Origin of the sequence: Streptomyces sp. NPDC060028 (assembly GCF_042736725.1) — a bacterium.
Lineage (GTDB): Bacteria > Actinomycetota > Actinomycetes > Streptomycetales > Streptomycetaceae > Streptomyces.
Map to the genome: position 1 here is coordinate 37,908 of NZ_JBHWVJ010000010.1, position 12,439 is coordinate 50,346.

Consider the following 12,439-nt stretch of genomic DNA (forward strand, 5'->3'; position numbering starts at 1 on the left):
GGGGCGAAAAGGGAGATCCCACGTGCATGCACCGACACCTCCGACACCTCGTCAGGCGCCGCGCCGTCACGCACCGGCCCGGGCAGCCCTCTTGACCGCCCTCGGGCTGTTCGCCGCGGCCTGCGGCGCCACCGGCGACGACGGGCAGACCAAGGGCCCGGCCGCCGAGACCCAGGAGCTCCACCTCCAGCCCGTGGCCGCGGCCGGCCCCGATCCCTTCACCCCCTCCTCCGCCACCCGCGAGTCGGCCCCCGTCCAGCCCCCGCTCCCCAACGCGACGGGCCAGGGAATCCGCACCGTCAACGCGGCCACCCCCGGCCTCTACGGCGGGACCCACCGCCTCGGCAGCTGCGACGTGGAACAGCAGGTCCGCGCCCTCACCGACGACGACGCCAAGGCCCGCGCCTTCGCCGAGGCCTCCAACGTCGAGCAGGGGAAGATCCCGGACTTCCTGCGCGGCCTGACCCCGGTGGTGCTGCGCGCCGACACCCGCGTCACCAACCACGGCTTCAGCGGGGGACGGGCGAACAGCTTCCAGTCCGTCCTCCAGGCCGGAACCGCCGTCCTCGTGGACGACCACGGGATGCCCCGGGTCCGCTGTGCCTGCGGGAACCCGCTGCTCGCCCCGCGCGCCGCCAAGGGCTCCCCGGCGCAGAAGGGGGACGCGTGGAGCGGCTTCCACCCCAACCAGGTCGTGGTGATCGAGCCGACCATCCAGGTCATCAACAACCTGGTCATCGTGAACGTCGCCAACAACACCTGGATCGAGCGCAAGAGCGGCGACGACGGCGCGCAGGACCGCACCCCCCGGGTACCACCCCCGTACGATCCCTCGGACGGCATCCCGAGCGGACCGCCCACCCCGCCCGGAACCACACCGGAGGGCCCGTGCCCGACCCCGGACAGCAACAGCCTGGCGCGGACCGCGCCGCCCGGCGCGAGTCCGGCTCCGGCACCCGCGCGGGCCGACTGCCCGCCGAACAGGCAGATCGCGCCGGACGCTCCGAACGTGCCGGACGCGCCGAATGTGCCGGACGCGCCGAATGTGCCGGACGCGCCGAATGTGCCGGACGCTCCGAACATGCCGAACATGCTGAACATGCCGAACATGCCGAACATGCCGAACATGCCGAACATGCCGAACGTGCCGGACGCTCCGAACGTGCCGAACACCCCCGATGTCCCGTCGGTTCCGAACACGCCCCCGGCACCGAACGCCCCCAGCGGCCCGGGGGTTCCCACCCCGCCGCAGCAGCCGCCCTCGGACGTCCCGGCGGACGTCCCCTCGGACCTGCCGCCCTCGTTCCCGGGCGAGTCGGGGGTGCCGCAGGAGCCCGGCGGCCCGACGGCCCGGCCGAGCGACCCGTACGACTCCTACGACCCGAACGGCCCGTACGTCGTCCCGGACCAGCAGCAGCCGCCCGCCTCGGACACCGGCCAGCACTTGGAGAGCGCCTGACCGGCCCGTGTGTCATGGTGGACCGGTGCCGACCGCCGTATCGCTGCCGGACGACTGGCCCGCGCACCCGGACCGGTCGCTCTCGCTGAACCGCATGGGCAGTTTCGACTGGGACCTGGTCACCGGGCTCATGCACATGGACGAGGCGGCCCTCGACGTCTTCGACACGGCCCCCGGAGAGTACGACGGCCGGCCCGGCTCCCTCGGCGCCCGCGTCCCGCCCGCGGAGGCGACCCGGCTCGACGCCCTCGTCTCCAGTGCGCTCAAGAGCGGCGTCGACAGCTACGGCGCGTACTTCCGCATCCGCTGCCACGACGGGCGGCTGCGCTGGACCCACACCCAGGGCCGCGTCATGCGCGGCCCCGACGGCCGCCCGTACCGCATCATCGGCATCGTCCGGGACGCCACCGAGGAACTCAGCCACTCGGCCGAGCGCCTGGGCCTCGACGAGGAGCGTCGCCGCCAGACCTCGGTGGTCGAGAGCACCACCGCCGCGCTCGCGCACGCCCGTACCGTCCAGGACGTCATCGACGCGCTCGGTGACGCCCACGGCCTGGAACGGCTCGGCTCGATGGGCATGGTGATGGGCCTGGTCGAGGCGGGGCGGATCCACCTCGTCGCCGAAGGCCCCGAAGGCAGCTTCGTCCCCGGCACGCGCTACACCCGCATCGACGAGGAGTACCCGATGAGCGAGGTCGTGCGCTCGCTCCAGCCGCGCTTCCTCGATTCCGCGGAGGAGTTCGCGACGGGCTACCCCTTGCTCTGGTCGAAGATCTCGGCCATGGACATCTCGGCGGCCGCCTATCTGCCGCTGATCGCCCAGGCCCGCCCGATCGGCGCCATCGGGCTGCTCTACCAGGACAAGGACGGCTTCACCCAGGAGGAGCGCAACCTGCTGGTCGCACTGGGCAGCAGCATCGCGCAGAGCCTGCAGCGGGCCATGCTCCTGGAGCAGGAGCACGACCTGGCGGAAGGCCTCCAGCAGGCGATGCTGCCCCGGAGGATCCCGTCCGTACAGGGCGGCGAGATCGCCGTACGCTACCGCTCGGCCCGGATGGGCCAGGACATCGGCGGCGACTGGTACGACGTCATCCCCCTGCCGGGCGGCCGGGTCGGTGCCGTCATCGGCGACGTCCAGGGCCACGACACGCACGCGGCGGCGGTGATGGGACAACTGCGGATCGTCCTGCGCGCCTACGCCGCCGAAGGGCACTCACCGGCCACCGTCATGGCGCGGGCCTCCGTCTTCCTGCACGAGCTGGACACCGACCGCTTCGCGACGTGCACCTACGTGGAGGCAGACCTGTCGACGGGAGTGCTCCAGCTCGTCCGGGCGGGCCACATCGACCCCTTGCTGCGCGCCCGCGACGGGGATTGCCGGCGGGTGCTGGTGGAAGGCGGCATGCCGCTCGGCCTCTCGGCCGAGTTCGGCCGCCTGGAGTATCCCGTGACCACGGTGGAGATGGACCAGGGAGAAACGCTCCTGCTGTGCACGGACGGCCTGGTGGAACAGCCCGGCGCCGACCTGGACGACGGGATCCGGCTGCTGACCGACCTGATCCGCAGCGGACCGGAGGACCTCCAGCGGCTCGCCGACCGCCTCTGCGAGGTCGTGGACGACAGCGGCGGGGACGACGACATGGCGCTCCTGCTGCTGCGCCGCCACGTGGAGGACGCCCCACGGGGCGGCGGCCGGCTCCAGCAGCACGTGGCACCGGGCGACCCCGAGGCCCTGGTCGCGGCCCGCCACATGATCGGGGCCGCGGTGCGCGCCTGGGGCGCGCGGGAACGGGCCGACGAGATCGAACTGGTCGCGGACGAGCTGATCGTGAACGCCCTCATGCACACCGACGGCCCGGCCATCGTGACCCTGCGCGTCCTGCCGGGCGCGCAGCGCCGGCTCCGCGTGGAGGTGGAGGACCGCTCCAGCGCCCTGCCCCGACGGCGCGAGGCGGGCGATTCGGGGGTGTCGGGGCGGGGCCTGATGCTGGTGGACCGGCTGGCGGACGTCTGGGGAGTGGAGTCCCGGGGCAGTGGCAAGTGCGTGTGGTGCGAGTTCGTGATGGGGTAGGAGAATGCCCGAGCTGCCGGAGGTCGAGGCCCTGAGGGAGTTCCTCGACGAGCACCTCACCGGGCGGGTGGTCGAGCGCGTCCTCCCGCTCGCCGTCAGCGTGCTCAAGACGTACGACCCGCCGCTCACCGCCCTGGAGGGACAGCCGGCCCGGTCCACCGCCCGGTACGGAAAGTTCCTGGCCCTGGCGATCGGCGACCTGTACCTCGTCACCCACCTGGCCCGGGCCGGGTGGCTGCGCTGGCAGGAGACCCTGCCGGCGCAGCCGCCCCGCCCCGGCAAGGGGCCGCTCGCGCTGCGCCTCGTACTGGAGGGCGGCGGCGGATTCGACCTCACCGAGGCGGGTACCCAAAAGCGCCTCGCCGTGTACGTGGTCCGCGACCCGCAGGAGGTCCCGGGGATCGCCCGCCTCGGGCCGGACCCGCTGGCCCCCGGCTTCGACCGAGCGGCGTTCGCGGCGCTGCTCGCCGGGGAGCGGCGGCAGATCAAGGGCGTGCTGCGCGACCAGGGCGTCATCGCCGGCATCGGCAACGCGTACAGCGATGAAATCCTTCACAAGGCCCGCGTCTCGCCCTTCAAACTCGCCGCCTCCTTCGACGAGGGACAGGTCACCCACCTGTACGAGGCCGTCCGGGACACCCTGCGCGAGGCCGTCGAGCGCTCGCACGGAGTGGCGGCCGGTCACCTCAAGGCCGAGAAGAAGAGCGGGCTGCGGGTGCACGGCAGGGCCGGTGAACCGTGTCCGGTGTGCGGGGACACGGTCCGCTCGGTGTCCTTCGCCGACTCCTCGCTCCAGTACTGCCCCACCTGCCAGACCGGCGGGAAGCCGCTCGCGGACCGTCGGCTCTCCAGGCTCCTCAAATAGCCGGGCCCTTGCGTAGACTCCGGCACCATGGCCGAGGAGCAGCAGCCGCCGCCCCGGCGGGAGACCGTCACCGGGGTACCCCGGGGCGCCCGTCGCAGGCCCCCCGCGCACACCCCGGCACGGTCCGAGATCTCGGAGCAGACCACCCTCGGCGCGACCTACGTACGGGCCCTCATGCGCAGCCAACTGCGGGCCGCGCTCGGCGCACTGGCCGCGCTCGCGCTGCTGGTCGGGACCCTGCCGCTGGTGTTCCTGCTGCCGGACACCGCGTCGGGTCCGCTGGTGTGGGTGGCGCTGGGCCTGCTGGTGTACCCGGTGCTGTGGCTCATCGCGCGCTGGTACGTGACCCGGGTCGAGCGCAACGAAGCCGATTTCACCGGCCTGGTGACCGACCCGGCGGAGGCCCCGGCGGGGCCGCGGCGTCGCGCGCACATCCGCTGACGTCTCAGAACAGGTGCATCGCCAAGTGTCCGAGCGGGAGCCCCAGTTGCCAGGCGGGGGTCCAGACGCGGGCGTTCTCGTCCAGTCCGGGCGGGGTGTCGGCGTGGCCGTGGCGGCCCGGGTCGAGGTTGGTGGCGAACAGTTCGGTGCGGTCCAGCCAGCGCCACGCGGCCCGCGCCAGTTCCAGGTCGGGGTCCTCGCCGCGGCCGCGCTCCCTGGCCTCCTCGCCCAGCGCCAGGAAGCGGGTGTGGACCCAGTCGCGCCAGGGGTGACCGTACGCCGTCAGCGAGAGCCACTCCTCGAGCTGGGAGACCACCCGGATCCCGGAGAGTTCGCCGGCCGCGTCGGAGAGGTAGATGGTCAGCGCGAGCGTGTCGCGGCCGGCACGGAACTCCAGGGTGCTGACCGGGATCAGCCGGCCCGTGCGCAGCAGTTCGTCGGCGATGTACTCCGCGTAGAGCCATGCCATGGGCACCGCGAGCCCGCCGTCACTGGTGCCGTTCATACCCTCGGGCTGCACCGTTCCACCTTCTCCCGCGCGTCGAGCATTCCCGCCGTCAGCCGAGAGCCTTCACCGAGCGGCTCGCGGAGCGGGGGATGTTTACTCAACTTGAACGGTCTGATGCTGATTTCGATGCGGTTCATGTCCGATTCGGATGCGTTCAGGTCGCTGGTTGCGTGATTCTCAGGCGCCGAGCCCGTACCCGTACCCCTGCAGCCCCTTCTTGAGGGCGCGCAGGGCGTAATACGTCCGGGACTTGACCGTTCCCGCCGGAATGCCCAGCTCCGCGGCGGCCTCGGCCACGGAACGGTCCTGGAAGTAGACCTGCATCAGCACCTCCCGGTGCTCCGGCCCCAGACACCCCACCGCCCGCCGTACGTCGATGGCCGTCACCGAGCCGGCCACCGCGTCCTCGGGGGCCGGTGCCTGCTCCAGCCCTTCCGGGTCCACCTCCAGCGGCCGCGACATCCGGGCCCGCCGGGCGTCGATCGCGAGCCGCCGGGCCACCGTGAACAGCCAGGGCCGCAGGGATTCGTGACTGCTCGCCAGCACCTCCGGGTGCTGCCAGACCCGTAACAGCGTCTCCTGTACGAGGTCCTCCGCGCGCTGCGCGTCCCCGGCGGCGAGGCCGAGCAGGAAACCGAACAGAGCCCGCCCGTGCTCGCGCTGGAGTTCGGCCAGCGTCTCGGGGTCCGTGCGGTCGAGGGTGGGGGAGAGGGGCACGAGGGGCTCCTTCCAGGGGGCCGTCCGGGTCCGATGGATCCACCCTGACCTGCACCGGGCCCGCCCGGGAACCGTCAGACCCGGGCGGTGCGCCCAAGCCCCCGGGTCTTCCGGTGGGCGGCCGCGCGGGGCGACGAACGGTCGAACGGCGCGGCGAACGGCCATTGGGGTGAGGCTGCGGCCGGAGGCGGGGCCGTCTCTTGACTTGAGACCTCTATTTCTATGGATTGCAGGTGATCGGATAGTCCTACTTAAAGAGAGCCGGGACAGATGACCACGACGCCGACCACGACGCCGACCACGCTTCCGACCGCGCCGCGCACCCGCCACGCCCTCGCCCTGCTGTCCGCCGTCCTGCTGTCGGCGGTCGCCGCCTGCTCCGCGGGCGGTCAGTCCGCACCGACCCGCCTCGGGAGCCCCGCCGGGCTTCCCGCCGCTCCCGCCGGCCGGGGATTCACCCTGGTCGCGAGCGGGGACGTACTGCCGCACGACTCCATCATCAAGCGGGCGTCAGCCGACGCGGAAGGCTCCGGATACGACTTCCGGCCGATGTTCCGGAGCGTCAAACCCATGGTCTCGGCCGCGGACCTGGCCATCTGTCACATGGAGACCGTCTACGGCGAGGACGGCGGGCCCTTCACCGGCTACCCGGCCTTCCAGTCCCCGCCCGAGGTCGCCGACGCACTGAAGGACGCCGGCTACGACGGCTGCTCCACCGCCTCGAACCACACCCTGGACGACGGAGCCGACGGCCTGAAGCGCACCCTCGACAAGTTCGACAAGACCGGCCTCAAGCACGCCGGTTCCGCGCGCACGGCGGCCGAGGCGGCCACGCCCACGATGTACACGGCGGGCTCCGCCAAGGTCGCGCACCTCGCCTACACCTACGACACCAACGGCTACCCGCTCCCGGACGGTCAGCCGTGGGCCGTCAACCTGATGGAGCAGGACAAGATCGTCGCCGACGCCCGGGCCGCCCGGAAGGCGGGCGCGGACGTGGTCCTGGTCAGCCTCCACTGGGGCACCGAATGGCAGACCGAGCCGGACGAGAGGCAGCTCTCGCTCGGCAAGGCGCTGACCGCCTCGCAGACCGGCGGGCGCCCGGACATCGACATGATCCTGGGCACCCACGCGCACATCCCGCAGGCCTACCAGAAGGTCAACGGGACGTGGATCGTCTACGGCATGGGCGACCAGGTCGCGGGCGAGATGTTCAACTATTCCGGCGCGCGGGACATGCGCGGCAACTACGGTTCGATCGGCCGCTTCACCTTCGCCCCGCCGGCCGCCGCAGGGCAACGCTGGCAGGTCACCAAGGCCGAGTTCACGCCCCAGATGATGGACCTGTCCACGGGCCGGATCGTCCACCTCCCCGCCGCCCTCGCCAATGACCCCGGCCGGGACGACTACCAGGAGGCCCAGGACACCGTCAGCGAGGCCGTCCTCGGCCGCGGCGCGGCCAAGGACGGGCTGACCATGGCCAGGTAGCGCACGCACCCACTGGTCGGTCGGCCGGCCGGCCGGTCCCGGGCGCGGCCGCTACGGAACGACCGTGACCGGCCAGCGGCCCGCCTTCACCAGGCGGACCGCCACCGAACCCACGATGCGGTGGCCGGCCTGCTCCGAGGCGCCGACCACCACCGCGTCCGCCGTCAGCTCCTGCGCCGCGCTCACCAGGCCGGCGTACGGGTCGCCGCGGAAGGTGTGGAACTGCCAGCGCACGTCGTAGATGCCCTTGAGGCGCTCGGCCGCCTCCCGGATCTCCGCCACCAGCCCCTCGGCGATCTCCCCGGTCGTGTCGGCGACCGGCGCGCCCAGCGAGGCCCCGGCCGGCATCACCGGCTGTACGTACACCAGCGCCAGCAGCGCGTTCTGGCGCCGGGCCAGCCCCGCCGCGTAGGCCGCGGCGCGGAGCGAGGACTGCGACCCGTCGACCCCCGCGAGGATCACCTTCGGGCCGTCCGTACCGCGTTCGAATCCCGTGTTCACTTGCTCTGTCACCCTTCCGAGGCTATCCGGCTCGGCGCGCGGAGCGGCGCGGGCCTCCCTACAGTGCGAACCATGAGTGCCACGGTGGAGGAGACGCGCGGGACCCGGAACCGCTTCCTGAACCGGGTGCCGGACGCCTTCGGGGCGTTCTTCGGAACGCTCGGTCTGCTGTGCGCCCTGCTGTCGCTCTCCCCGACGCTGCGGCGGCTGCTGAGGCACATCGTCCGCTTCCTCGACGAGATCGTCGTACCGGTCAGCGCGAACCTCGCCTACGCCGTCTTCCTCTTCCTGCTCGCCGCGGCCCTCGGCACCCGCAAGAAGGTCGCCTGGTGGATCGTCGTCACCTATCTGGCCCTGTTGGTCCTGGTCGACGTCCTGACCATGGCCGTGGGGGACTACTGGATCGGCATCCCCTCCATGGCGCTGGCCGTCGCCGCCCTCGCGCTGCTCGTCGCCGCCCGCGAGGAGTTCTACGCCGCCTCCCGCCCCGGCGCGCTGTGGCGGGCGATGACGGTGCTCGGGCTGGGCCTGCTCGCTGCCGTGCTCGTCGGCTGGGGACTCGTCGCACTCTTCCCCGGCACCCTCCCCAAGGGCCAATGGCTGGACTGGGCCGCCAAGCAGGTCTTTGGCGGCCTCTTCTCCGCCCGCCAGTTCGACGGCCGCCCGCCCCGCCCGCTCTACTTCCTGCTCGGCCTCTTCGGCGCCCTCGCCCTGCTGAACGCCGCCTCCGCCCTGTTCCGGTCCCAGCGGCTCACCGCCGCCCTGCACGGGGACGAGGAGCCCCGCATCCGCGCCCTCCTCGGCGCCTACGGGCGGGGCGACTCCCTCGGCTACTTCGCCACCCGGCGTGACAAGGCCGTCGTCTTCGCGCCCAACGGCAAGGGCGCCGTCACCTACCGCGTCGAAGCCGGCGTCTGCCTCGCCAGCGGCGACCCCGTCGGCGACCCCGCCGCCTGGACTCCCGCCATCAACGCCTGGCTCGCCGTCGCCCGCCGCTACGGCTGGCAGCCCGCCGTCATGGGCGCCTCCGAGGTAGGTGCGACCGCGTACGCCCGATCCGGCCTCAGCGCACTCCAGCTCGGCGACGAGGCCATCCTGCAGGTGGCCCACTTCGACCTCGACGGCCGCGACATGCGCGTCACCCGCCAGGCCGTCAACCGGGTCCAGCGCACCGGCGCCACCACCGTGATCCGCCGCCACTCCGCCCTCACCGAGGAGGAGATGCGGCTCATCGTCGAGCGGGCCGACACATGGCGCGACACCGAGACCGAGCGCGGCTTCTCCATGGCCCTGGACCGGCTCGGAGACCCCGGCGACGGCGACTGCCTGCTCGTCGAGGCCTTCGACCACGAGGGCGAACTCATCGCCCTGCTCTCCTTCGTGCCCTGGGGCAAGGACGGCATCTCACTCGACCTGATGCGCCGCGACCGCTCCGCCCCCAACGGGGTCATGGAGTTCATGGTCGCCCAGCTCTGCGCCGCCGCCCCGAGCCTGGGCGTGCGCCGGATCTCCCTCAACTTCGCCGTCTTCCGCTCCGCCTTCGAAGAGGGCGGCCGGATCGGCGCCGGACCCGTCCTCAAGCTGTGGCGCAAGCTGCTGCTCTTCTTCTCCCGCTGGTGGCAGCTGGAGGCGCTGTACCGCTCGAACGTCAAGTACGGCCCCGAGTGGTACCCGCGGTTCCTCTGCTACCAGGACGCCGGCTCGCTCGCCCGGGTCAGCCTCGCCTCCGGCATCGCCGAGGGGTTCGTCTCCGTACCGAGCCTGCGCAAGCTGTGGGGCAACGGGCACCCCAAGGGCCTTACCGCCCCCGCCAACACCGCGGGCCTGCCCTCCATCGACTCGCTCGGTCTGGAACTCGTGGGAGAGGAGGGCGCGGCCGCCCGGGGCGAGCGGCTGCCCGAACAGGTCCGCGTCCGGCACGACAAGCTGGAGCGGATCCGGGCCGGCGGCACCGACCCGTACCCCGTCGGCATCCGCCCGCGCACCCACACGGTCGCGCAGCTCAAGGCCGCCCACCCCGGGTACCCGGCCGGCTCGCGGACCGGCGAACAGGTCACCGTCGCCGGGCGCGTGATGGTCGTGCGCGACCTCGGCGGCGTGGTCTTCGCCGTGCTCCGCGACTGGTCCGGGGACATACAGCTGATGTTCACACGGGACGAGGCGGGTGCCGGCGTACTGGACTCCTTCACCACCCAGGTCGACTTCGGCGACCACGTCGCGGCGAGCGGCGAGATCGGCGCCGCCAAGAGCGGCGAGCTGTCCGTCGTGGTCGACTCCTGGCAGCTCACCGGCAAGTGCCTGCGCCCGCTGCCCGACAAGCGCAAGGGTCTCGCCGACCCGGAAGCCCGGGTCCGGCGCCGCTATCTCGACCTGGTCGCCAGCCCCGAGGCGCGCGACGTCGTACGGGCCCGCTCCAGCGCGGTGCAGGCGCTGCGCCAGGGGCTGCTGGACCGCGGCTACCTGGAGGTCGAGACCCCGATGCTCCAGCAGATCCACGGCGGCGCCAACGCCCGGCCGTTCCGCACCCACATCAACGCCTACGACCTCGACCTGTACCTGCGCATCGCACCCGAGCTGTATCTCAAACGGCTGTGCGTGGGCGGCATGGAGAAGGTCTTCGAGATGGGCCGGACCTTCCGCAACGAAGGCGTCTCCTACAAGCACAACCCCGAGTTCACGATGCTGGAGGCCTACCAGGCCTTCGCCGACTACGACGTCATGCTCGACCTCACGCGCGAGCTGATCCAGGGCGCCGCCACCGCCGCCTTCGGCTCGCCCGTCGCCCACAAGGCGGGCCCGGACGGCAAGCTCGTCGTGCACGACATCTCCGGGGCGTGGCCGGTCAAGACGATGTACGGGGCCATCAGCGAGGCGCTGGGCGAGGAAGTCGACGCGGACACCGGGGAACACGTGCTGCGGCGGCTGTGCGACCGGGCGAAGGTGCCGCACACCCCCGAGAACACGCGGGGCGACGTGGTGCTGGAGATGTACGAGCGGCTGGTGGAAGAGAAGACCAAGCTGCCCACCTTCTACAAGGACTTCCCGACCGACGTCTCGCCGCTCACCCGGCAGCACCGCAAGGACCCGCGGCTCGCCGAGCGCTGGGACCTGGTGGCCTTCGGAACCGAACTGGGCACCGCCTACTCCGAGCTGACCGACCCCGTCGAGCAGCGGCGCCGGCTCACGGCCCAGTCGCTGCTGGCGGCGGGCGGCGACCCGGAGGCGATGGAACTCGACAACGACTTCCTGGACGCGCTGGAGTACGCGATGCCGCCGACCGGCGGCCTGGGCATCGGCGTGGACCGGCTGGTCATGTTCCTCACGGGTCTGACGATCCGCGAGACGCTTCCGTTCCCCCTGGTGCGGCGCGGCTGATCGGGTGAGGGGGAGGGGGAGGGTTCGCGCCTCTCGACATCTTCGGGGATGTCGTTGATACGTAGTAGTAATGAAAAATGACGAGCCGACAGTAGGGCGACGCGTGCTCCTGCGCTCCGCCGTCTTCCTCGGAGTCGCTGCCGCCGCCGGTCTGATCACCACCGGCAACGAGGGCGGCGCGCCCGGCCCGGCCGCCGGACGGGGCATCGGAGCGGGCCCCGGACCGGGGCATGGCCCCGGGGCTGCGGGCGCTCCCGCCGCCGGCGCGCCCGGGCTGCGCGCCCCGGCACTGTCCGAGAAGTCCTACCGGCTGCGGCCGATGACCGCCGACGCCCCCATCCGGCCGCCCGCGGCGAAGCCCGTCGTACGGACCAGGCCGATCCTGGAACTCCCCGCCACCACCGCCTCGGCGAGCGACATGGTGCTCACCTTCGACGACGGCCCCGACCCCCGCTACACCCCCGGGATCCTCGACACCCTCGCCCGGTACGGCGTACGCGCGATGTTCTTCGTCTGCGGGGAGATGGCGGACGAGAACCGCGACCTGCTGCGCCGGATGACCGCCGAGGGCCACGTCATCGGCAACCACACCTGGACCCACCCGCTCATCCCCCAGCTCAGCCGGCCCGCCCTCGCCTCCGAGATCGGTCGCACGAGCGAGGTCGTACAGCAGAGCGTGGGGGAGGCGCCGCAGTGGTTCCGGGCGCCGTACGGAGCGTGGAACCGCGCCGCCTTCGAGATCGGGGCCGAGCTGGGCATGGAGCCGCTCGCCTGGACCGTGGACAGCCTGGACTGGACGGAACCGGGCACGACCGCGATCGTCTCGCGCATCCTCAAGGGCGCGGCCCCCGGCGTGGTCGTGCTGTCCCACGACGCGGGCGGCAACCGCTCGCAGAGCGTCCAGGCGCTCTCCTCGTACCTGCCCCAACTGCTCGCCCGGGGCTACCGCATGACGCTGCCGGTGCTGCCGCCGCGCTGAGGATGCGAGCCCCCGGCGCGGCGGCGCTGCGGCCC

General features: G+C 72.5%; 10 protein-coding genes. 7 read left to right on the forward strand and 3 right to left on the reverse strand.

Going from position 1 to position 12,439, the window contains the following annotated elements; translation table 11 throughout:
* The first annotated feature begins 91 nt into the window (after nt 1-91).
* Genes ACFWBF_RS07925 through ACFWBF_RS07940 form a run of 4 tightly spaced genes read left to right on the forward strand, consistent with a single transcriptional unit; the run spans nt 92 to nt 4,836 of the window.
* Nucleotides 92-1,459 (forward strand): DUF6777 domain-containing protein, encoded by a 1,368-nt coding sequence (locus tag ACFWBF_RS07925; protein WP_385596882.1) that lies wholly within the window; start codon nt 92-94, stop codon nt 1,457-1,459.
* 7 nt (nt 1,460-1,466) lie between these two features.
* The gene (locus ACFWBF_RS07930) at nt 1,467-3,530 is read left to right on the forward strand and encodes a SpoIIE family protein phosphatase (protein ID WP_385596885.1); all 2,064 of its coding nucleotides are present in this window, start codon (nt 1,467-1,469) and stop codon (nt 3,528-3,530) included.
* Between the two features lie 4 nt (nt 3,531-3,534).
* Nucleotides 3,535-4,395: an Fpg/Nei family DNA glycosylase gene (locus ACFWBF_RS07935; RefSeq protein ID WP_385596888.1), complete on the forward strand. Its 861-nt coding sequence runs from the start codon at nt 3,535-3,537 to the stop codon at nt 4,393-4,395.
* A gap of 27 nt (nt 4,396-4,422) precedes the next feature.
* Nucleotides 4,423-4,836, forward strand: coding sequence for a hypothetical protein (locus ACFWBF_RS07940; RefSeq protein ID WP_385596891.1), 414 nt, complete (start codon nt 4,423-4,425; stop codon nt 4,834-4,836).
* 4 nt (nt 4,837-4,840) lie between these two features.
* Here the strand turns inward: ACFWBF_RS07940 and ACFWBF_RS07945 are convergent, their stop codons facing one another.
* Together ACFWBF_RS07945 and ACFWBF_RS07950 are read right to left on the reverse strand one after the other, a co-directional pair.
* Nucleotides 4,841-5,341, reverse strand: a complete 501-nt coding sequence (locus ACFWBF_RS07945) for a hypothetical protein (protein WP_385597101.1) — start codon at nt 5,339-5,341, stop codon at nt 4,841-4,843.
* A 180-nt stretch (nt 5,342-5,521) separates the two neighbouring features.
* Nucleotides 5,522-6,061, reverse strand: a complete 540-nt coding sequence (locus ACFWBF_RS07950) for a sigma-70 family RNA polymerase sigma factor (RefSeq protein ID WP_385596893.1) — start codon at nt 6,059-6,061, stop codon at nt 5,522-5,524.
* 270 nt (nt 6,062-6,331) lie between these two features.
* Here ACFWBF_RS07950 and ACFWBF_RS07955 point away from each other — a divergent pair, with 270 nt between their 5' ends.
* Complete coding sequence (locus tag ACFWBF_RS07955) at nt 6,332-7,549, forward strand: CapA family protein (RefSeq protein ID WP_385596896.1); 1,218 nt, start codon at nt 6,332-6,334, stop codon at nt 7,547-7,549.
* 51 nt (nt 7,550-7,600) lie between these two features.
* On the opposite strand, the gene ACFWBF_RS07960 is transcribed toward ACFWBF_RS07955, so the two are convergent.
* Nucleotides 7,601-8,062 (reverse strand): universal stress protein, encoded by a 462-nt coding sequence (locus ACFWBF_RS07960; protein WP_385596899.1) that lies wholly within the window; start codon nt 8,060-8,062, stop codon nt 7,601-7,603.
* A 60-nt stretch (nt 8,063-8,122) separates the two neighbouring features.
* On the opposite strand from ACFWBF_RS07960, the gene lysX reads away from it, so the two are divergent.
* Together lysX and ACFWBF_RS07970 are read left to right on the forward strand one after the other, a co-directional pair.
* Nucleotides 8,123-11,425 carry a bifunctional lysylphosphatidylglycerol synthetase/lysine--tRNA ligase LysX gene (gene lysX, locus ACFWBF_RS07965; RefSeq protein ID WP_385596902.1) on the forward strand — a complete coding sequence of 1,101 codons (3,303 nt, stop codon included), beginning with the start codon at nt 8,123-8,125 and terminating at the stop codon, nt 11,423-11,425.
* 70 nt (nt 11,426-11,495) lie between these two features.
* Nucleotides 11,496-12,404: a polysaccharide deacetylase family protein gene (locus tag ACFWBF_RS07970; protein ID WP_385596905.1), complete on the forward strand. Its 909-nt coding sequence runs from the start codon at nt 11,496-11,498 to the stop codon at nt 12,402-12,404.
* Nucleotides 12,405-12,439: the final 35 nt, after the last annotated feature.

Coding starts and splice junctions, on each gene's coding strand:
- ACFWBF_RS07935 (WP_385596888.1), top strand. CDS start 3,535: ATGCCCGAGCTGCCGGAGGTCGAGGCCCTGAGGGAGTTCCTCGACGAG.
- ACFWBF_RS07940 (WP_385596891.1), top strand. CDS start 4,423: ATGGCCGAGGAGCAGCAGCCGCCGCCCCGGCGGGAGACCGTCACCGGG.
- ACFWBF_RS07945 (WP_385597101.1), bottom strand. CDS start 5,341: ATGAACGGCACCAGTGACGGCGGGCTCGCGGTGCCCATGGCATGGCTC.
- ACFWBF_RS07955 (WP_385596896.1), top strand. CDS start 6,332: ATGACCACGACGCCGACCACGACGCCGACCACGCTTCCGACCGCGCCG.
- lysX (WP_385596902.1), top strand. CDS start 8,123: ATGAGTGCCACGGTGGAGGAGACGCGCGGGACCCGGAACCGCTTCCTG.
- ACFWBF_RS07970 (WP_385596905.1), top strand. CDS start 11,496: ATGAAAAATGACGAGCCGACAGTAGGGCGACGCGTGCTCCTGCGCTCC.